The 19,188-nt window shown below is 66.2% G+C and carries 17 protein-coding genes and 1 pseudogene; 6 read left to right on the forward strand and 12 right to left on the reverse strand.

The window, feature by feature from the left end; all coding sequences use genetic code 11:
* The 4 genes from ACT53T_RS04660 to ACT53T_RS04675 all read left to right on the forward strand — a co-directional run.
* The coding region (locus ACT53T_RS04660) for a cupin domain-containing protein (protein WP_476160320.1) at positions 1 to 552 on the forward strand (552 nt) is incomplete at its 5' end.
* Between the two features lie 68 nt (positions 553 to 620).
* Positions 621 to 1,607, forward strand: a complete 987-nt coding sequence (gene gmd, locus ACT53T_RS04665; protein WP_476160321.1) for a GDP-mannose 4,6-dehydratase — start codon at positions 621 to 623, stop codon at positions 1,605 to 1,607.
* Positions 1,608 to 1,646: 39 nt separating this feature from the next.
* The gene (locus ACT53T_RS04670; RefSeq protein ID WP_476160322.1) at positions 1,647 to 2,495 is read left to right on the forward strand and encodes an aldose 1-epimerase family protein; all 849 of its coding nucleotides are present in this window, start codon (positions 1,647 to 1,649) and stop codon (positions 2,493 to 2,495) included.
* A gap of 5 nt (positions 2,496 to 2,500) precedes the next feature.
* Positions 2,501 to 4,921: a glycosyltransferase gene (locus ACT53T_RS04675; RefSeq protein ID WP_476160323.1), complete on the forward strand. Its 2,421-nt coding sequence runs from the start codon at positions 2,501 to 2,503 to the stop codon at positions 4,919 to 4,921.
* Here ACT53T_RS04675 and ACT53T_RS04680 read toward each other — a convergent pair.
* The 6 genes from ACT53T_RS04680 to hemC form a co-directional block, all read right to left on the reverse strand.
* On the reverse strand, positions 4,896 to 5,336 hold the full coding sequence (locus ACT53T_RS04680; protein WP_476160324.1) for a DUF6691 family protein: 441 nt from the start codon (positions 5,334 to 5,336) through the stop codon (positions 4,896 to 4,898). The two genes, ACT53T_RS04675 and ACT53T_RS04680, sit on opposite strands and share 26 nt — an antisense overlap.
* Positions 5,337 to 5,339: 3 nt before the next feature.
* Entirely contained in the window at positions 5,340 to 5,771 is a 432-nt protein-coding gene (locus ACT53T_RS04685; protein WP_400768856.1) for a YeeE/YedE family protein, read from the reverse strand.
* 26 nt (positions 5,772 to 5,797) lie between these two features.
* Entirely contained in the window at positions 5,798 to 7,483 is a 1,686-nt protein-coding gene (ggt, locus tag ACT53T_RS04690) for a gamma-glutamyltransferase (protein ID WP_476160325.1), read from the reverse strand.
* On the reverse strand, positions 7,480 to 8,268 hold the full coding sequence (locus ACT53T_RS04695) for a phytochelatin synthase family protein (protein ID WP_476160326.1): 789 nt from the start codon (positions 8,266 to 8,268) through the stop codon (positions 7,480 to 7,482). The genes ggt and ACT53T_RS04695 overlap by 4 nt, the downstream gene beginning before the upstream one ends.
* Positions 8,269 to 8,459: 191 nt before the next feature.
* A complete protein-coding gene (locus ACT53T_RS04700) occupies positions 8,460 to 9,161 on the reverse strand; it encodes a uroporphyrinogen-III synthase (RefSeq protein ID WP_476160327.1) in 702 nt (233 codons plus the stop codon).
* The gene (gene hemC, locus ACT53T_RS04705) at positions 9,158 to 10,084 is read right to left on the reverse strand and encodes a hydroxymethylbilane synthase (protein WP_476160328.1); all 927 of its coding nucleotides are present in this window, start codon (positions 10,082 to 10,084) and stop codon (positions 9,158 to 9,160) included. Before hemC ends, ACT53T_RS04700 begins: the two co-directional genes overlap by 4 nt.
* 341 nt (positions 10,085 to 10,425) lie before the next feature.
* Between hemC and ACT53T_RS04710 the strand changes: the two genes are divergently transcribed.
* Both ACT53T_RS04710 and ACT53T_RS04715 read left to right on the forward strand, forming a co-directional pair.
* Entirely contained in the window at positions 10,426 to 10,764 is a 339-nt protein-coding gene (locus tag ACT53T_RS04710) for a helix-turn-helix transcriptional regulator (RefSeq protein WP_476160329.1), read from the forward strand.
* Positions 10,754 to 12,043 (forward strand): type II toxin-antitoxin system HipA family toxin, encoded by a 1,290-nt coding sequence (locus ACT53T_RS04715; protein WP_476160330.1) that lies wholly within the window; start codon positions 10,754 to 10,756, stop codon positions 12,041 to 12,043. The genes ACT53T_RS04710 and ACT53T_RS04715 overlap by 11 nt, the downstream gene beginning before the upstream one ends.
* Positions 12,044 to 12,234: 191 nt before the next feature.
* On the opposite strand, the gene ACT53T_RS04720 is transcribed toward ACT53T_RS04715, so the two are convergent.
* The 6 genes and pseudogenes from ACT53T_RS04720 to ACT53T_RS04745 form a co-directional block, all read right to left on the reverse strand.
* Positions 12,235 to 14,481, reverse strand: coding sequence for a primosomal protein N' (locus ACT53T_RS04720; RefSeq protein WP_476160331.1), 2,247 nt, complete (start codon positions 14,479 to 14,481; stop codon positions 12,235 to 12,237).
* Positions 14,482 to 14,546: 65 nt separating this feature from the next.
* Positions 14,547 to 15,284, reverse strand: coding sequence for a hypothetical protein (locus tag ACT53T_RS04725; protein WP_476160332.1), 738 nt, complete (start codon positions 15,282 to 15,284; stop codon positions 14,547 to 14,549).
* A gap of 105 nt (positions 15,285 to 15,389) precedes the next feature.
* On the reverse strand, positions 15,390 to 15,728 hold the full coding sequence (locus ACT53T_RS04730) for a hypothetical protein (protein ID WP_476160333.1): 339 nt from the start codon (positions 15,726 to 15,728) through the stop codon (positions 15,390 to 15,392).
* A gap of 252 nt (positions 15,729 to 15,980) precedes the next feature.
* A pseudogene (locus ACT53T_RS04735) lies at positions 15,981 to 16,925 on the reverse strand (2-oxo acid dehydrogenase subunit E2); the annotation flags it as partial.
* 31 nt (positions 16,926 to 16,956) lie between these two features.
* Positions 16,957 to 18,393: a pyruvate dehydrogenase complex E1 component subunit beta gene (locus ACT53T_RS04740; RefSeq protein ID WP_476160334.1), complete on the reverse strand. Its 1,437-nt coding sequence runs from the start codon at positions 18,391 to 18,393 to the stop codon at positions 16,957 to 16,959.
* Positions 18,390 to 19,181, reverse strand: coding sequence for a hypothetical protein (locus ACT53T_RS04745; protein WP_476160335.1), 792 nt, complete (start codon positions 19,179 to 19,181; stop codon positions 18,390 to 18,392). The genes ACT53T_RS04740 and ACT53T_RS04745 overlap by 4 nt, the downstream gene beginning before the upstream one ends.
* Positions 19,182 to 19,188 lie beyond the last annotated feature (7 nt).

Below are 19,188 nucleotides of genomic sequence, written 5' to 3' on the forward strand. Positions count from 1 at the left end.
GGCAATTCCGTGCGCGGCAATGGCGTCGTGCGCGAGTCGCGCAATGTGCATGTGCGCTCGGACGAGACGCTGACCACCGTCGTCGGCGTCGACGACGTCATTGTGGTGACGACGCCGGACGCCGTGCTGGTGCTGGGCCATGAGCATGGCGACAATGTCAAGCAGCTCGTCGATCAGCTGAAGCGCGAGAACCGCCGCGAGGCGGGCGAGCACAAGCGCATCTTCCGCCCCTGGGGCTTTTATCAGTCGGTCGACTCCGGCGATCGGCATCAGGTGAAGCGCATTGTGGTGAAGCCGGGCGCGCGCCTGTCGCTGCAGAAGCATTTTCATCGCGCCGAGCATTGGATCGTCGTCAAGGGCACGGCGGAGGTCGGCCGCGACGAGGAGACGCTGCTGGTTCACGAGAATGAATCGGTCTATCTGCCGATCGGCTGCATTCATCGCCTGAGCAATCCCGGCAAGATCGACCTCGAGATCATCGAGGTGCAGACCGGCTCCTATCTCGGCGAGGACGATATCGTGCGCCTCGCCGATTTGTATAGCCGCGCCTAGATCGTCTATAGACGGCCGCTCGGGCGATGATAAAAGCCGCGAAAGTGGATTTGAATTAAGAGGGGTGCATGACGAAACGCGCGCTGCTGACGGGCATTACCGGACAGGATGGGGCCTATCTCGCACAGCTTCTGCTCAGCAAGGGGTATGAAGTCTCTGGCGTGATCCGCCGCTCCTCGCATCGCGGCGTCGAGGATCATCGCCTGCGCTGGCTCGGCGTCGCCAATGACGTGCAGCTGCTCGACGGCGATCTCGGCGATCTCTCCAGCCTGCTGCGCATCGTGCAGGAGGTGAAACCCGACGAGGTCTACAATCTCGCCGCGCAATCCTTCGTCGCCTCCTCCTGGCGCCAGCCCATTCTCACCGCCAACATCACCGCCGTCGCCGTCGCCAATATGCTCGAGGCGCTGCGGCTCGGCGCGCCCGGCGCGCGCTTCTATCAGGCCTCCTCCTCCGAGATGTACGGCCTCATTCAGGAGCCGATGCAGAGCGAGAAGACGCCCTTCTATCCGCGCTCGCCTTACGCCGTCGCCAAGCTCTATGGCCATTGGATCACGGTCAATTACCGCGAGAGCTTCGGCATGCACGCCTCCTCGGGCATTCTCTTCAATCATGAGAGCCCGCTGCGCGGCATAGAATTCGTCACCCGCAAGGTGACGGATAGCGTGGCGCGCATAAAGCTCGGCCTCGCCAAGGAGCTGCGCCTCGGCAACATAGACGCCAAGCGCGACTGGGGCCATGCGCGCGATTATGTGCGCGCCATGTGGCTGATGCTGCAGCAGGAGACGCCGGACGATTATGTGGTGGCGACGGGCGTCACCACCACTGTGCGCGACATGTGCCGCATCGCTTTCGCCCATGCCGGCCTCGACATGGAGGCGCATGTGGTGATCGATCCGAAATTCTACCGCCCGGCGGAAGTGGACGTTCTGCTCGGCGATTCCAGCAAGGCGCGCAAGGCGCTGGGCTGGGCGCCCGAGACATCGCTCGATGCGCTCATCCGCGAGATGGTCGACGCCGATCTCGAGCGGCTGAAGCATCAGACGAACGCCTGAGGGCCCGTGTCCGGGCCGATGAACGAGCAACGAGACGGCGTGGCCTTGTCCTCGGACGGCCTCGCCGCTTTCATTTCTTCAAAAGGCGCGGAACTGCAATCGCTGCGCACGCGCGACGGCGTGGATTATCTCTGGGCCGGCGAGCCGAGCTGGCCCAAGCATAGTCCGCTGCTGTTTCCGATCGTCGGCCGGCTGGCGCAGGACCGCTATGACTACCGCGGCCACAGCTATGCGATGCCGAAGCACGGCTTCGCGCGCGACAGCCAGTTCGCCATCGTCGAGGCGTCGCCGCATTCGGCGCGTTTCGCCCTGCGCTCCAGCGATGCGACGCGCGCGATTTTCCCTTTCGAATTCCTGCTCGAGGTGGAATTCACTCTCGACGGTCCCCGTCTCGACATTCGCCATAGCGTGACCAATCTCGGCGACGCGGACATGTATTTTTCCATCGGCGCGCATCCGGCCTTTCGCTGGCCGCTCGGCGACGCCGCCAAAATGCAGAGCCGCATCAATTTCGAGCGCCATGAGCCGGCGCCGATCCGCAAGCTCACCGGCGGGCTGCTCGGCCGCATGAAGGATTCGCCGGTCGAAGGGAGGACGCTGCCGCTGCGGGAGGAGCTGTTCGCCGATGACGCGATCATCTTCGACACTCTGACGAGCAAGAGCCTCGTCTATTGCTGCGGCAGCGGGCGATCCGTGCAAATCGCCTGGGACGGCTTCCGGCATCTCGGCCTCTGGTCCAAGCCGGGCGCGGATTTCCTCTGCATAGAGCCCTGGCATGGCTATGATTCGCCGGTCGGCTTCGCCGGCCCGCTCGACGAGAAGCCCGGCATCGCGCATGCGCGCCCCGGCGAGACGCGCGATTTCACTCTGCGCATAGAGATAGGCTGAGCATCATGGGCGTCGCCAAGCGCCATGCGATCAAGCTGCTGCGACGCTCGCTCGGCCTTCCGACGGGCGATCTCGACATCGTCGGCCGGCTGGATGGCGCCGCCGATGGCGTCATTCGCGGCTGGGCCTATTGCCCCGCGCATGCGGGCCGGCGCGTGCTGGTCGATATTTTCGCCGATGGCGTTTTCGTCGCCCAGCAATTGGCGGATCGGCCGCGCGACGATCTCGCCGCCCATGGCTTCGGCGACGGCCGCCATGGCTTCGATATCAAAATTCCGCCCGTTCTCCTGCGCGGCCCCGAGACGCGGATCGGCGTCCGCGCCCTCGCCGAAACGCCCTTCGAGCTGACCGCGACGGAAAAGCGCCCGCTCCTCGCGCGCCGCCTCGGCCGCGACGATTATCTGCGCGCGACTTTCGCCGGAGCCTTTCGCGACGAAGCCGCCGGCGACATCGCTGCGCCCGCCGAGCCCTCACCCCTGCGCGCCACGGAGCTCTTGTTCGCGCCGACGCCCGTCTCTGCGCCGGCGCCCATTCTCGGCGAGGCGCTCTGCGCCTATCTCGACCAGAATCGCTACAAATGGGACCTCGCCGATCAATTCGACGCGACGATCTCTATCGCCGATCGCGAGGCGTTTCTCGCGCATTATGTCGAATTCTACGGCCGCGCGCGCCGCCCATTGCGCATACCGCTCTCCGCCGGCGACATCGCCTTCCTCGACGAGGGACCGACGGCGCAGGATCGCCTCGCGCCGAGCCGCGCGATGCGCCTCTTCGCGCAGACGCCGCGAGATGCGAGCGTGGATGCGCGGCTCGAGGCGATATTCCGCTGGGCCGCCTATGGCGCCGCCGCCTTCAATGTCGAGGATTGCCTCATCGCGCCGGCGCATGAGGCGCTGCTGCGCTCCCATGAGGAAACGGACGCGCGCTTCCCGCTCTCCCTCTTCATGACGCGCTTTGTCGACGCGCATCCCAATCTACGCGGCGCAAATCTTCTGGAGGAGAGCGAGCGGCGCGCGACCTATTTCGCCGTGCTGCTCTTTTCCGCCCGCGCGCCGCATTATCTGCGCTTCATTCCGCCGGATTGGCTCGCGGCGTTTTTGACGCCCCAGGCGGGCGCCGCGCCATTCGACGAAGAATCGCGACGCCTCTTCGGCGCCGGCGGCGTCGATATCGCGCATTGGCGCGCCGCGATCGAGACTCTGGGCTGTGATTTCGGCGCGCGGCGCTATCGCTCGCGCACGCCCGCCGGCCATCGCGCGCATTCGGCGACGCTGCCGACGCCGGGCGGCGAGCGCGTCGACATTCAGCTCATCGGCCCGTTCAGCCGGCAGCTCGGCATAGCGGACAGCTGCCGCGCGCTCGCCGCCGCGCTCGAGCGCCTCGATTATTCGCTGCGGCTCTGCGACTTCACCCTCGATTATCCCAATTGCGTGCGCGAGGACGCCACGCCGCCGCCGACGACTCTGCATCGCGCGAAGATCAATATTCTTCATCTCAACCTCGAGGAGCTGCCGAGCGCCATCGCCTATCTGCCGGACATATGGTCGGAGGGACGGCTCGTCGGCTTTCCCTATCTCGAGATGGCGACGCCGCATCCGGCGCAAATGCTCGGCCTGACGCTCGTCGACGAGCTCTGGTCGGCCTCGGACTTCACGAGAGAGACGCTGGCCGCCCATCGGCCGACTCATACGGTCGGCACATCGGCGCGGGCCGTGCGCAAAAAGGGTCGCGCGGCGGCGCGCGCGCTCGCCTATGCGGGCATAGCGCGCGACGATGAATTCGTCTTTCTCGCCTCCTGCGACGCGCTCTCCGGCGTCTATCGCAAGAATCCGCTCGGCGTGATGCGCGCCTTTCTCGCCGCCTTTCGGCATGAGCCGAAGGTCAAGCTCGTCATCAAGACGCATAGCGTCGATCGCGTGCGCGCGCCGCGCGAGATGGATGTGTGGCGTTCCATTCGCAATGTCGTGGCCGAATGCGAGCGCATCGTCCTCGTCGATCGCATTCTCGACGATGCGGAGCAGATGGCGCTGATCGAAGGCGCCGATTGCTATGTCTCGCTGCATCGCGCCGAGGGCTTCGGCTATCATATGCTGGAGGCGATGGCGCTGGAGACGCCGGTGATCGCCACCGCCTATTCCGGCAATATGGAATTTTGCGACGATTCCACGGCGTTTCTCGCGCCCTATCGCCTCGTTCCCGTCGGCCCCGGCGAATATCCGCGCATGCGCGGCGATCAACGCTGGGCGGAGCCCGATCACACGGGCGCCGTCGCGGCGATGCGCGCCGTCTTCCACGACCGCGCGGCGCGCGAGGCCAAGGTCGCGGCGGCGCGCCTGCTCGCCGAAACGCGCTTCTCGACCGACGCTTTCGCGCAACGGCTCGACGCGCGCATAAAGGAGATCATGCGCCGCGGCGCGCTCCGCTGAGCAGGCCGCGCGCGCTCTTCTCGAGCGCCATGCCCACGAGCATTGCGATAACGAAGAGAATGATCTGCGGATCGAGAAAGGCGAGATCGACGATCGCCGGTCCGGGACAGACGCCGCCGAGCCCCCAGCCCACGCCGAATATGGCCGAGCCGAGCAGCAGCGGCGCGTCTATGGCCTTGCTCGTCGGCAGGCGCATCTCCTCGCCGAGCAGCGCGCGCGAGCGGGTGCGGGCGAGGCGAAAGGCGATCAGCCCGACGGCTATGGCGCCGCCCATGACGAAGGCCAGCGAAGGATCCCAAGCGCCGGCAATGTCGAGAAAGCCCCTCACCTTGCTCGGCAGAATCATGCCGGAGATGCAGAGGCCGAGGCCGAACAAAAGGCCGATGGCGAAAGCGGCTATGGTCGATCTCGTCATGGCTCAGCCCATTATATGGCGCAGAATGAAAACAGTGAGCGCGCCGCTCGTCATGAAGGCGGCGGTGGCGGCGAGCGAGCGCGGCGACAGGCGCGACAGGCCGCAGACGCCATGCCCGCTGGTGCAGCCGCCGCCGAGCCGCGCGCCGAAGCCGACGAGCAATCCGGCGAGGATGGTCGCGCCATAGCCTATGTCGAAGACCGGCGTCTGCGCCGCGCCGAGGAGGCGCAGAAGCGCGGCCGATGCGACGAGGCCGAGCACGAAGGCGAGGCGCCAGGCCGCATCGCCCTTCACGGGCTGCAGCAGCCCGGCGACAATGCCGCTGATCCCCGCTATGCGTCCGAGCAGCAGGATCATGAGGCCGGCGGCGAGCCCGATCGCCACGCCGCCCGCGGCCGCGCTCCACGGCGTGAAATTGGCCCAATCGATCTGCATTCTCGTCCTCCGTTCCCCGCCTCGGCTCAATAGCCGCGCGCCGATCCCGCCGCGGAGCGCGGATCATTGACGCCGGTCATCGCGCCTTCGCTGATCTCTATCGCCTCCGATGCGCCGAAGGGCGCGTGATCCTCGATCTTATGTCCCATCGCCTCGAGCCGCCGACGCGTCTCCGCCGAGAGCGCGCCGGGCTCGGCCAGCACGACATCCGGCAGCCATTGATGATGGATGCGCGGCGCCGCCACCGCCTGCGCCAGCGACATATGATGATCGATGACATTGAGCGCCGTCTGCAGCGTCACCGAAATGATGCGCGGCCCATTGGGGCTGCCGAGAACCAGCGCGACCTTGCCGTCCTTCATCACAATGGTCGGCGACATTGAGGAGAGCGGCCTTTTGCCCGGCGCTATGGCGTTGGCGCTTCCCTGCACGAGGCCGAAGCCATTGGCGGTGCCGGGCGCGGCGGAAAAGTCGTCCATCTCGTCATTGAGCAGCACGCCCGTCTCCGGCGCCATCACCTGCGCGCCGAAATAGCCGTTGAGCGTGTAGGTGACGGAGACCGCGCCGCCCTCGCCATCGACGATGGAATAATGCGTCGTCTGCAAACGCTCGCGCGGCGCGGCGCCTTGCGCGAGATCGACAGAGCGCGTCGCATGCTCGGGAGAAATGCCGGCGCGCAGCTCCGCCGCATAGGATCGCGAGGTGAGACGCGCGACGGGATTGCTGACGAAATCGGGATCGCCGAGCGAACTGTTGCGATCGAAGAAGGCGCGCCGCTCCGCCTCGACGAGAAGATGCGAGGATTGCGGCGTGTGAAAACCGAGCGCGGCGAGATCATAGCCTTCGAGAATGTTCAGTATTTCGCACAGCGCGACGCCGCCCGAGCTCGGCGGCGCGGCGGAATAGAAATCATAGCCGCGATAGACGCAATGAATCGGCGTGCGCTCCATGACCTCATAGATCGCGAAATCCTGTTCCGCGATCACGCCATTCTCGGCATGAGCGGCGCGCTCGATCGCCTGCGGAATGCGCCCTTCATAAAAGGCGCGCGGCCCCTGCGCCGCGATCTCGCGCAACAGACGCGCGAGATCGCTCTGAATCAGCCGATCGCCCGCCTGCAGAGGCGAGCCGTCCGCGCGCGAAAAAATCTTCGCCGCCGCGGGACTGTCCTTCAGCCGCGTCGCCGCGCGCAGCACGCGAATATCGGCGTCCTCGAGAACAAACCCCTGCTCGGCGAGCGCGATCGCCGGCGCGATGATTTTCTCGCGCGGCAGGCGGCCATATTTGGCGTGGGCGGTCTCGAGGCCCATCACCGTTCCGGGGACCGCCACGGCGCGATAGCCGCTGCGGCTCGCGTCTTTATCCACGGCGCCCTTCGCGTCGAGAAAGAGATCGGCGCCGGCGGCTGCGGGCGCGGTCTCGCGAAAATCCAGGAAGCGCGCGCCCTGCCCCGGCAGCTGCGCCAGCAGAAATCCGCCGCCGCCGAGATTGCCGCAGCAAGGATGCGCGACGGCCAGAGCATAGCCGACGGCGACGGCGGCGTCGATGGCGTTGCCGCCCGCCTTCAATATGTCGAGCCCGATGTCGCTGGCGAGACGATGCTCGCTCACCACCATGCCGCGCCGCCCGGTCGCGACCGGCTCGGCGGCGGCGGCGAAGGCGAGAGCCGAGAAGCAGAGGGAGAGAATTGCTCGCATTCGCGCGTCGCTCATTTTTCGCCTATCCCCGCCTGCGGGCCGATGAGGACGTAGCCGCGGCTGCGCCCTTCATTTCCGGCGTCGATCGTGCTCATCGCGTCGAAGAGTTCCGCCGCCGCGACCCAAACGGGCGGATATTTGTAGCGCGCGACATCGAGTAGCAGGAAGCGATCCGTCTTGGCGTCATAGGCGGCGAGCGGCGATATGTGCCCGCTGCGCGTCTGGCCGAGCGCGGCGCGCTGATAATTGACGACGACATGGCGCCGCTTGCGCGAGAGTTGCTCGATCGCGCTGGCGCGAAACTCCGCGAGCGAGCTCTGCCCCGCATGCACGACCTTGGCCTCGAGGCCGAAGCTGGCGACGAGCCCGCCGAACTCGTCCAGCGTCATGCCCCGGCGCAATACGCTCTCCTGCTTCACCACCGCCTCGGTCTTCTCGCTGAACAGATTGTCCTGCGAGAAGCTCCCCTGCCCCTCGCCGCCGGCGGGCGCGGGAATGTCGAGCGCGTTGAGCAGCATCGCCAGAGTGGCGACGCCGCAGAAGGAGCCGTTCTTCTGCGTGACGAATTCCGAGGAGAGCGGCCAATAGGCCTCGCGCGCCTCCGATTCGAGAAACCATTCGCGCCCCTGCGCGCTGCGGAGATCGACGAGATTCTCCGAGAGCGGCAGCCGCTCCGCCAGCGCCGGCGAGACTGCGGCGGCGATCGCGCAAAAGAGAAGCGCGAGAACAGCGGCCGAGCGCCGCCGCGAGATCGTTTCCGTGCGACCGCCCCGGCCGTCATTGCGAGCGAAGCGAAGCAATCCACAGCCGTGGGGCGGCACTGGATCGCTTCGTCGCTCCGCTCCTCGCAATGACGACCCCGCCACACGGAAGCCGTATGAGATCCACGTCTTCGTCATTTCATCCTCGGAGAAGCGGACCGTCGAGGTCGCGCCGACACAAGCTAGAGGCGCGCGCGGCGCCATGCAATTCTCATCCCGCAAAGGCGGCTTTATTGCGCCTCGAGCGCGGCCAATAGGCTCGCCTGATCCGGCGTCGCGGCGACGCGCACATTGGCGCAGCCGGCGGCGCGCAGCACGCGTGCGACATCCTCGGACAGTGCGAAATGCGTGACGCGCGCGCGGAGCGCGGCTACGACGCCGGCGGCCTCCGCCAGAGCGAGGAGGATCGACGCGCTGCGCGCCGAATAATGCAGCGCGGCCTCCAGCTCGCCGGCCGCCAGAGCGGCGCAGGCCTCTTCCCCGAGAGCGGCGACGGCGCGCGCCTCATAGGTCTCCACCACTGTCGCCGCATGGCCGCGCGCGCGCAAAAAGCTCTCGAGATCGTCCTTGCGATCATGGCCGGCGAGATAGAGAAAACGCGCCGGCGCCGAAAAGCGGGCGCCGAGCAAAAGCGTCAGCGCCGCCACATCGGACGCGCTCGCCTCCACCTGCGCGCCGCGCGCGGAAAGCGCCTCCGCCGTCTTGCCGCCGACGACGAAAAACGGCCCGCGCAAGGCCGCGCCCCCTTCGGCAAACTGGACCGCGCGGGCGCTGGTCGCCAGAACCGCGTCGAAGCGCTCGGCCGGAATCGGCGCGCCCGTGGCGGCGATTTCCAGAACCGGCGCGATCAGCGGCGCAAAGCCACGCCGCCGCAATTCTTCCGCCGTGCGCTCGGCGTCCTCTCTCGCCCGCGTGACGAGAACGCGCCTCATGTGAGACCCGCGACTCCATTGGGAAGACGCAGCAAAATCTCATTGGCGGCGGCGTCGCCGATCAGCGCCGCATCCATGGACGGCCCGCGCAGGCGCGCCTCATAAACCGCAGAGCCATCCGCCCGCAGCGCCATGCCATGAAACTCGATCTCCTCCCCTATGAGCTTCCCATGGGCGGCGATGGGCGTGCGGCAGGAGCCGTCCAGCACGGTGAGAAAGGCGCGCTCGGCGGCGAGCGCGGCGGCGGTCGCCGGATCGAGAATGGCGGCCAGAGCCTCGCGAACATTGCCGTCGCCGGCGCGCTTGGTGACGGCGATGGCGCCCTGCCCGGCGGCAGGAAGAAAATCCTCTATCGGCAGAATGGCGGTGGCGTGGCGCTCGAGGCCGAGCCGCTTGAGCCCGGCGAGCGCCAGCAGCGTGCCGTCCACCTCGCCGCTCTCCACCTTGCGCAGCCTGGTCTCGACATTGCCGCGCAGCAGCACGATGGAAACATCCGGCCGCAGCCGTTTCACCTGCGCGCCGCGCCGCAGCGAGGCCGTGCCCACCACCGCGCCCTTGGGCAGCGCGTCCAGCGTCGCGCCATTGCGGCCGATCCAGGCGTCGCGCACATCCTCGCGCGGGAGATAGCCGGCGATGGCGATCTGAGGCGGCAGATGCGTCGGCAAATCCTTGGAGGAATGCACGGCGAGATCGATGCGCCCCTCGATGAGGGCGACGTCCAGCTCCTTGGTGAACAGCCCCTTGCCGCCCGATTCCGAGAGCGGCCGGTCCTGGATCATGTCCCCCGTGGTGCGGATGACCTCGATCGGCAGCGTCTCCGCCTCGAGGCCGAGCGCCGCGGCCAGCAAGGCCCGCAGCTGCCGCGTCTGCGCCAGAGCGAGAGGGCTGCCGCGTGTGCCGATGCGCAATTGTGTGGTCGTCATAGCCTCGTCCGCCGTGGGAATTGTCGAGGCGGACTATAGGGAAAAGCGGGCGGGCTACAAGCGGGCGGGAACTCACGGCAGCGGACGTCCGCATCGACCTCGCTGCGTCGCCGCGACATGCGCAGACCTCCGGGAACGTTGCGCGCGCATAGTCCTGCGGAACCGCACCTCGAGTGGCATTAGCGGTCGAGGCTCGCGGAGAGGACGGGAGGGCCATAAACAGATCACTAAGCAACCTAATGATCTATTTATAGATCACTTATTGACTCTTCCCTTTTTGTGGGCGCATGATCCATAAAACGGCCGCAGGAGGCCGTTCAGTCTCGTTAATGGATCATCGAATGCCCAAGCCTGTGCACCGGGCCACCTCTCGCTACGCCTCAGAGGCAGTGACCTATCTCGGTCGCCTGATCCGCGAAAGCCGGATCGGGCGCAAGGAGACGATCAGCGAACTGGCTGAGCGCGCGGGTGTTTCGCGGGGGCTGTTGCAGCGGATCGAGCGAGGCGATCCCGGCTGTTCGATCGGCGCTGCATTCGAAGTGGCGTCACTGGTCGGAATTCGGCTGTTCGATCTCGATCGCGCCGCCATGACCCTCAGCAACGACATGTTGGCGCAAAAGCTGACGCTGCTCCCGCGCTCTGCGCGCCCGAAGGAAAAGTCGGTGAAGGATGACTTCTAAGAAGGCCGCGCCGAAAGAAGCTTATGTGTGGATCTGGCTGCCGGGCGCGGTCGATCCGGTGGTCGCCGGCCTCATCGAACGAGAGGACGATCGATATGTCTTCAACTACGGTCAGTCCTATTTGCAGCGGAACGACGCCATCGCGATTTATGACCCGGAATTGCCGCTGAGGCGTGGCGCAATTTTTCCCGACGGCACGCTGACCATCGCAGGGTGCTTACGGGACGGATCGCCCGACGCCTGGGGCCGTCGCGTCATCATCAATCGGTTGTTCGGCGCAAAGGGCAACAACATCGACGTCGATACGCTCGATGAGCTGAGCTATATGCTGCAATCGGCTTCTGACCGGATAGGCGCTCTCGATTTTCAGACTTCCGCCAAAACGTTCGAGGCGCGCGCGGGCGCGGGCGCGACGCTGGAAGAGCTTCAATCGATCGCCGAACGCGTGGAAAGCGGCGTTCCCGTAACCCCTGAGCTGGAACGCGCGCTGTTCCATGGCACCAGTCTCGGCGGCGCGCGCCCGAAAGCGGCGATCGACGCCCCCGAGGCGAAATTCATCGCGAAGTTCTCATCGAGCAACGATCTGATCAATGTCGTGAAAGCCGAATTCATCGCCATGCGCCTCGCCGAACATCTGGGACTAACGGTTGCGCCAGTGCGGCTTGAAAAATCGGCGGGCAAGGACGTGTTGCTGATCGAGCGCTTCGATCGCGTCCGAACGCCAGCGGGCTGGGCGCGCAAATCGATGGTGTCGGCGCTGACCATGCTCGGGCTCGATGAGATGACGGGGCGCTATGCGTCCTACGAGGAGTTGGCGCAGATCATTCGCACGAGGTTCACGACGCCAAAGGCGAGCTTGCGCGAACTGTTTGGCCGGATGGTGTTCAATGTGCTCTGCGGCAATAACGACGATCACGCGCGCAATCATGCCGCGTTCTGGGATGGCAAAAAGCTGTCCCTGACGCCTGCCTACGACATCTGCCCGCAACGCCGCACCGGGCGCGAGGCCAATCAGGCCATGCGGATCATCGGCGAGCACAGCGCCAGCACGCTTGCGGTCTGCCTGTCGGCTGCGCCGCAGTTCCAATTGAGCGCGAAGGCTGCGAGCGAGCTCATCGAAGCGCAGATCAGAGGGATCTATGCGAAATTCGGCGAAATCGCCGAAGAGGCCGAGCTTTCCTCGATCGATCGCAAACAGCTGTGGCGGCGAACCTTCCTCAATCCTTATGCTTTCGAGGATGCGCCGCAGGCGATTGCCGCGCTGGAATGCGATGCCTAGCATGCGTCCGGCGCGCCCACGCGGGCGCGTAGGATCGCCAGCGATGCGTGGGCTCGACAACAGTCCCTCGCCCCGAGGAGCCTGCGCAGCAGGCGTCTCGAAGGGTCATGGCGCCGCGTGCTGGAGCATCCTTCGAGGCTTTTTGCGTTGCGTCAAAAAGCGCCTCAGGATGAGGGGATCGTTTTCCTACATCACCAAAAGCTCTGCGGATCGACATCCACCGCCACGCGAACGCCGCCGCGCTCCTTGGGAGCCGCCGCCAGCATGGCGCGCAGATAGGCCTGCAGATCGGCGCTTTTGGGCGCCTTCACCAGCAGGCGGAAACGATAGCGCCTGCGAATGAGCGAGATGGGCGCCTCGGCCGGGCCGAGCACGACGATCTCATCGGCCTCCGGCAGGCCGCCGGCCGGGGCGACGCGATAGCGATCGGTCGAGGGCAGCGAATGCCCCGCCCGCGCCAGAGCGCGCGCATGGGTCTCGGCGGCGCCGGCGTCCTTGGCCGAGACGATCAGCGCCGCGAGGCGTCCGAAGGGCGGCAGGCCGGCGCGCTCGCGCAATCGCGTCTCCTGCGCGTAGAACGCCTCGGCCTCGCCGGAGAGAATGGCGCGAATGACCGGGTGGTCGGCCTGCCAGCTCTGGATCAGCGCGCGGCCGGGCTTCTCGCCGCGGCCGGCGCGGCCGGTCACTTGGTTCAGCAGCTGAAACGTGCGCTCGGCGGCGCGGGGATCGCCGCTGCCGAGCCCGCTGTCGGCGTCCACCACGCCGACCAGAGTGAGGAAGGGGAAATTATGCCCCTTCGCCACCAATTGCGTGCCGATGACGATATCGAAAGCGCCCGCCGCGATCTCGGCGAGCTCGCGGCGCAAACGCTCCTGCCCGCCGGGAAAATCCGAGGAGAGCACCAGAGTGCGGGCGTCGGGAAAGAGGATCGCCGCCTCTTCGGCGAGCCGCTCGACGCCCGGCCCGCAGGCGGTGAGCGAATCCTCCGCCTCGCATTCCGGGCAAATATGCGGGCGGCGCTCGACATGGCCGCAATGATGGCAGACCAGCGCGCGGCGAAAGCGATGCTCCACCAGCCAGGCGTCGCAATTCTCGCAGCGGAAGCGATGGCCGCAGCTGCGGCACAGGGTCAGCGGCGCGTAGCCGCGCCGATTGAGGAAGAACAGAACCTGCTCGCCGCGCGCGATCGTCTCCTGCGCCTCCGCCACTAGGCGCGGCGCGAGCCAGCGTCCGCGCTCCGGCCCATTGGCGCGCATGTCGATCGCCTCTATGCGCGGCATGGGCCTCGCGTTGGCGCGGGCGGTGAGGCGCAAATAGCCATAGCGGCCGCTCTGCGCATTCACGCGCGTCTCGATGGAAGGCGTGGCCGAGGCGAGCACGATGGTCGCTTCCTCGAGCCGCGCGCGCACCACCGCCATGTCGCGGGCGTGATAGGCGACGCCATCCTCCTGCTTATAGGCGGCCTCATGCTCCTCATCGACGACGATGAGCCGCAAATTCGAGAAGGGCAGGAACAGCGCCGAGCGCGCGCCGGCCACCACCTTCACCTCGCCAAGGGCGACGCCGCGCCACAGCCGCGCGCGCTTGCGCTCGGAGACGCCGGAATGCCATTCGGCGGGCTTGGCCCCGAAGCGCGCGGCGAAACGCTCGAGGAATTGCGCGGTGAGCGCGATCTCCGGCATCAAGACCAGCGCCTGCCCGCCGGCGCGCAGAGCCGCGGCGACAGCCTCGAAATAAACCTCCGTCTTGCCGGCGCCGGTGACGCCCTCCAGCAGAAAGGGCCGATAGCCGCCCTGCTCCACAGCGCTGGTCAACGCCTCGGCGCCCGCGAGCTGCTCGGCCTCCAGCGGCGCGCGCGCGAAATCGGGATCGAGCGCCTCGGCGACGGGCTCGGGCGGCAGAGCGACGGCCTCGAGCGCGCCGGCGTCGACCAGCGCGTCCACGACGCCATTGGAGCAGGTCGCCGCGCGTGCGAGCTCGCCCTTGGAGAAAGTGAGGCCGCCCTCCGCCGCCTCTATGACGCGCGCCCGCGCCGCCGTCATGCGCTCGGGCGGCGGGCCGGCGAGCCGATAGCCGACGCGGGGCGTCTCCGGCGCCGCCTCCTCCACCGCCCGCGTGGCGAGGCGCAGCGCCATGCCGCGCGGCGCCAAGGTCCAGCGCGCCACCCAATCGACGAAGCCGCGCAATGTCTCGCCCAGCGGCGGCCGGTCATATTTGGCGATGACGGATTTGAGATTGCCCGGCCCGGCGCCGCCCGCCGGCGCGACCGACCAGACGACGCCGAAGGATTTGCGCGTCGAAAGCGGGACCTCGACGCAATCTCCCGGCGAAAGCCGCAGCGCCGGCGGCGCGTAATAGGAATAGGCCATATCGACGGCCACCGGCAGCAGGATCTCGACGATCTGCACCCCTTCGTTCCTGTCCGCCTCGCCGCTCATGGCGCTGTCTTAGAGCGTTTTCGAGCGGGTTGGGAACAGCTTCACGCATGATTTTCGCGGAGCGCTCAGCGGGCGGCGATCCGTTCCGCCGCATCGCGGCGGGACTGGGCGAATTTCGTCCGGCTCCGCTCGCTCACCGGCTTATTGAGCGCCGGCTTGTCGATCGCGGGCATCACGTTCGCGGACTTGTCGTTCGCGGGCTTGACGGCGGCGGGAGGCGCTCCCACATCGAGTTCGCTGGTGAAATAGCGGGTCAATTCGGAGACGATCATCGACTTCACATCGGCGCCGAGCGCGGTGACGACGACACGATAGCAAGCGCTCGGAGAGCCATAGACGTCATGCGTCTTTTGAGCGATCAGATCGTCCCGCCGCGTGATCTCGATCAGATTTTTCTCTTCCAGCGATTTGTCGATGACGGCGAAGAGGCGCGTTCGCGCATCGGCTTTTTCATAGTCGCATTTGATCGCATCGGCGCCGAGCTTGTCCATGCCGGCGGCGTCGAGCGGGAGGAGATGAATCAGACGCTCCACCTCGCGCGGCCCGAGGTTGCGCGCGCGGGCGACGAGATCATCCGTCGAATTCTTTTTCGCGCCGAGATCGGGATTGATCTCGAAAGCCTTTTGTCCGAGCGCGAGCTTGAAATCGCCGATCTCGACCGACTGCACCTTGGAGAGCAGCATCAGCGCCGAGTCGGGCCGCTGATAGACGAAGGCCCCGGCGGCGGCGCTCGGCCCGCCGATCGCCGTCACCAGGGCCACGCTCTTGAGAAAATCGAAAAGGTTCTTGGCAATATCGGTCATCGCAATGCTCCGTCGCAATGTCTCTCGTTCGTCTCGAACGCTGAGATATTGCGGGAGCGCGCGCGGGATTTCTGTGCTCGCGCGCACGAGCCGATGAACGAAGCGTTAAGAAATCGGCGCGGGCCGGCGCCCCTGGGCGTGCGCGGGCCGGGCGCGCAAGAGATCGATCTCCTTCGACAGCGGTCCGCTGCGGTCGAATGCGAGCTGCGCGAGCGGCGCGATGAGCGTGTGGCGCGCGCCGCCGCCAAAGGCGAATTGCGTGACGCACATCACCGATTCGCCGGTCTCGAAAATAGAGGTGACGATGCAGTCGGGCGGGAGCTCGCCGGTGTGAGCGAGGGATTGCGCCTTGCGCCGAAGAAGGGGACGCATCCGCGCGCGGACCGGCAGATAGAGCGAAAGGTCGCGCCAGCTCTTATGAGCGTCACGCGAAATATGATCCATCTCGAAATCTCCTTCGCGCAAATCTCTCGTGATCCGAGCGTCGACGATGACCGAACGCGCCATCATAGGGCGAGCGCCTGTCACCGTCCTGTCGGGAGAGCGTATCGTCGAAGGAATTTTTGGAAAAAATCGTGTTACGCGAAGGTTACGCGAGGCTCATGTGAGATTCGTGAAATATTCGCGTTATGTTGTACGCGTTATTACGGAGATCAGCGGCGCGGCTGCTCACGCGCCGCGCCCAGGGATCGCCGCTCAGACGAGCATGGCGGCGGGATGCTCGATCAGCCGCTTGAACTCCGCGAGCAGCGTGGCGCCCAGCGCGCCATCGACGGCGCGATGATCGACCGAGAGGGTGACGCTCATGATCGTCGCCACGGCGGGCGCGCCATTTCTGGCGATGATGCGCTCCTCGCCGGCGCCGACGGCGAGAATCGTGGCGTGCGGCGGATTGATCACGGCGGCGAAATTCTTGACGCCGAACATTCCGAGATTGGAGACGGCGGTGGTTCCGCCCTCATATTCATTGGGCTTCAGCTTGCGCTCGCGCGCGCGCCGCGCCAAATCCTTCAGCTCGGTCGCGATCTCGCGGAAATTCTTGGCCTCGGCGTTGCGCACGATGGGCGTCACCAGCCCGCCCGGAATGGAGACGGCGACGCCGACATCGGAAGATGTGTGCTTCAGCATCGCCGTCTGCGTGAAGGTGACATTGGCGTCGGGAACATGTTGGAGCGCCAGCGCCATGGCCTTGACGATAATGTCATTGACCGAGACCTTCCACTCGGGCTCGCCATTCGGACCCTTGGGCGCGGCGCTGTTGTAATCCTCGCGCAGGCGCAGCAGCGCGTCGATCTCGCAATCGGTCTGCAGCGCGAAATGCGGAATGCTGCGCACAGCCTCGACCATGCGCCGCGCGATCGCCTTGCGCATCGAATCATGCGGGACCTCGGTGAAGGAGCCCGGCGCGAAGAGCTGGCGCACCACGGCGTCCGACATTCCGGCCGGCGCCTCGATCATCGGGGCCGAAGACGCCGCCGCCACAGGCCGCGCGCCAGAGCCGAGCGCCGATTTCACATCGCGCTCTATGATGCGGCCATGCGGGCCGGACCCCTTCAGCGCGGAAAGATCGAGCCCGCCTTCCTTGGCCAGCCTGCGCGCCAAGGGCGAAGCGAAGATGCGTCCGTCGGCTCCGCCCGGTGCGAGCCGCTCGTCTCCAGAGAGCGCCATGAGGTCACCTATAGAGAACGGCCTTCGCCGCCGCGATCACCTCGGCGACGGAAGGCAGAGCCAGCTTCTCGAGATTGGCGGCATAGGGCATGGGCACGTCCTTGCCGGCGACGCGCAGAACGGGCGCGTCGAGATAATCGAAGGCCTCCTCCTGCACGCGGGCGGCGATCTCCGCGCCTATGCCGCATTGCGGCCAGCCCTCCTCCACCGCGACGCAGCGGCCGGTCTTCCGCACCGATTCGATGATGGCGGGCACATCCATCGGCCGCAGCGTGCGCAGATCGACGACCTCCGCCTCTATCCCCTCCTTGGCCAGCGCCTCGGCGGCGGCAAGACAATGGGCGACGCCGATGGAGAAGGAGACGAGCGTCACATCCGTTCCCGGCCGCGCGATGCGCGCTTTGCCGATGGGAATGAGGAAATCCTCGAGCATGGGCGTGTCCCATTGCCTGCCGTAGAGAATCTCATTCTCGAGGAAAACCACCGGGTTGGGATCGCGAATGGCGCTCTTCAAAAGCCCCTTGGCGTCGGAGGCGTTGGAGGGCGCGACCACCTTCAGCCCCGGCACTTGCGAGAACCAGGCCGCATAATCCTGGCTGTGCTGCGCGGCGACGCGCGCGGCGGCGCCATTGGGGCCGCGAAAGACGATGGGGCAATTGATCTGCCCACCGGACATATAGAGCGTCTTGCCGGCGGAATTGACGATGTGGTCGATCGCCTGCATGGCGAAATTGAAGGTCATGAACTCGCAGATCGGCCGCAGCCCAGCGAAGGCGGCGCCGACGGCGAGGCCGGCGAAGCCATATTCGGTGATCGGCGTGTCGACGACGCGGCGCGGCCCGAATTCCTGCAGCAGGCCCTGCGTGACCTTATAGGCGCCCTGATATTCGGCGACCTCCTCGCCGATGACGAAGACATTGGGATCACGGCGCATCTCCTCCGCCATGGCGTCGCGCAAGGCTTCACGCATGGTCATGGGGATGAGCGTCGTATCGGCGGGAATTTCGGGGACGGCGACGGCACGCGAAGGAGCGGCGGGCTCGGCCGCAGTCGCGGCCGGCGCAACGGGAGCGGCGGCGGCGACGGCCTCCTGCGGCGCGGAGGCCGGAATATCCGGCGCCTTCGCAGGCGCTGGCGCGGCGGCCTCGACGGGGGCAGCCGGCGTCGAAGGCGGAGCCTCCACGGGGCCGACCTCCTCCCCCTCCTCGGCGATGACGGCGATGGGCGTGTTGACGGCGACATTCTCGGCCCCGCCCGGCACGAGGATGCGGGCGAGCACGCCCTCGTCCACGGCCTCCACCTCCATCGTCGCCTTGTCGGTCTCGATCTCGGCGATGACATCGCCGGCCTTGACCTTGTCGCCTTCGTTCTTGAGCCATTTGGCGAGCTTGCCCTGCTCCATCGTGGGCGAGAGCGCCGGCATGAGGACATTGATGGTCATGGATGAGCGCTCGCGAATTTCTCGGGCGCCATAAACTCGACGCCGCAATAGGCCCCGAGCTTCTCCGCCTTGTCAGGTTGAAGATAGATGACGTTATCACCGTCCCAGATCAGGAAGCGTCCAACGGCAGAAGGTGGGAGGGCAGCGTCGAGTCCTTGGACGAGCGCTCGAAGATTGGGCCATTTGGGTTCGATCTGTCGCAGATCGAATGAAGTAGCCTGCGTCCCCTTTCGCAGTGTCACAATGAGCGAGGCGCCGGTCTCAATCGGAGCCTCGCCTTCGCTCCATTCGTCCGCCGATCGCTCCGCTGGACCGAGGAAAACCTCACTTCGATAGCCATTTGCCCGATTTTCGACGCTCACTGAATCGACAATCCAGTCGTGGCCCGTCAAAGCGACGAGATTGCACGCCATTTCGGCATATCGCAGCAATCCCACGCCATCTGTGTCGGAGTAGTCGATTTGTTCATGAAAAGAGTTTTCGAATACTATAGTTTCGTTTTCGTCCTCATAGTCGACGACGCTGAAGAACGCCATACGAACCCAGTCGTCTGGGGAAAAAGTCTTTGGAACAGATTGTCCAGACTCGATCTCCGCTATGTCCTCGGCCAACTCTGATAAGCGCCCCTCGTATTCTGCGCTAAAGCGTAGGCCGAGCCCCGCAAGCTCCTCGAGCGCTCTTTGAAAGTGTGGAGCGTCGTCATCCGAAAGGACTCGGCAATCGTCCGCGACAGCGGGCTTAGCCGGCGCGGACACGGGCTGCGGCTTTCCTCGAAACCATCCAAACATCGCCGCC

This window comes from Methylosinus sp. DMC45 (assembly GCF_056313885.1).

Bases quoted from the DNA above. Each gene is read 5' to 3' on its own strand.
- ACT53T_RS04730 (WP_476160333.1), bottom strand. From the start codon at position 15,728: ATGGATCATATTTCGCGTGACGCTCATAAGAGCTGGCGCGACCTTTCG.
- gmd (WP_476160321.1), top strand. From the start codon at position 621: ATGACGAAACGCGCGCTGCTGACGGGCATTACCGGACAGGATGGGGCC.
- ACT53T_RS04720 (WP_476160331.1), bottom strand. From the start codon at position 14,481: ATGAGCGGCGAGGCGGACAGGAACGAAGGGGTGCAGATCGTCGAGATC.
- ACT53T_RS04745 (WP_476160335.1), bottom strand. From the start codon at position 19,181: ATGTTTGGATGGTTTCGAGGAAAGCCGCAGCCCGTGTCCGCGCCGGCT.
- ACT53T_RS04740 (WP_476160334.1), bottom strand. From the start codon at position 18,393: ATGACCATCAATGTCCTCATGCCGGCGCTCTCGCCCACGATGGAGCAG.
- ACT53T_RS04675 (WP_476160323.1), top strand. From the start codon at position 2,501: ATGGGCGTCGCCAAGCGCCATGCGATCAAGCTGCTGCGACGCTCGCTC.
- ACT53T_RS04685 (WP_400768856.1), bottom strand. From the start codon at position 5,771: ATGCAGATCGATTGGGCCAATTTCACGCCGTGGAGCGCGGCCGCGGGC.
- ACT53T_RS04700 (WP_476160327.1), bottom strand. From the start codon at position 9,161: ATGAGGCGCGTTCTCGTCACGCGGGCGAGAGAGGACGCCGAGCGCACG.
- ACT53T_RS04715 (WP_476160330.1), top strand. From the start codon at position 10,754: ATGACTTCTAAGAAGGCCGCGCCGAAAGAAGCTTATGTGTGGATCTGG.
- ACT53T_RS04725 (WP_476160332.1), bottom strand. From the start codon at position 15,284: ATGACCGATATTGCCAAGAACCTTTTCGATTTTCTCAAGAGCGTGGCC.
- ACT53T_RS04710 (WP_476160329.1), top strand. From the start codon at position 10,426: ATGCCCAAGCCTGTGCACCGGGCCACCTCTCGCTACGCCTCAGAGGCA.
- hemC (WP_476160328.1), bottom strand. From the start codon at position 10,084: ATGACGACCACACAATTGCGCATCGGCACACGCGGCAGCCCTCTCGCT.
- ACT53T_RS04680 (WP_476160324.1), bottom strand. From the start codon at position 5,336: ATGACGAGATCGACCATAGCCGCTTTCGCCATCGGCCTTTTGTTCGGC.
- ggt (WP_476160325.1), bottom strand. From the start codon at position 7,483: ATGAGCGACGCGCGAATGCGAGCAATTCTCTCCCTCTGCTTCTCGGCT.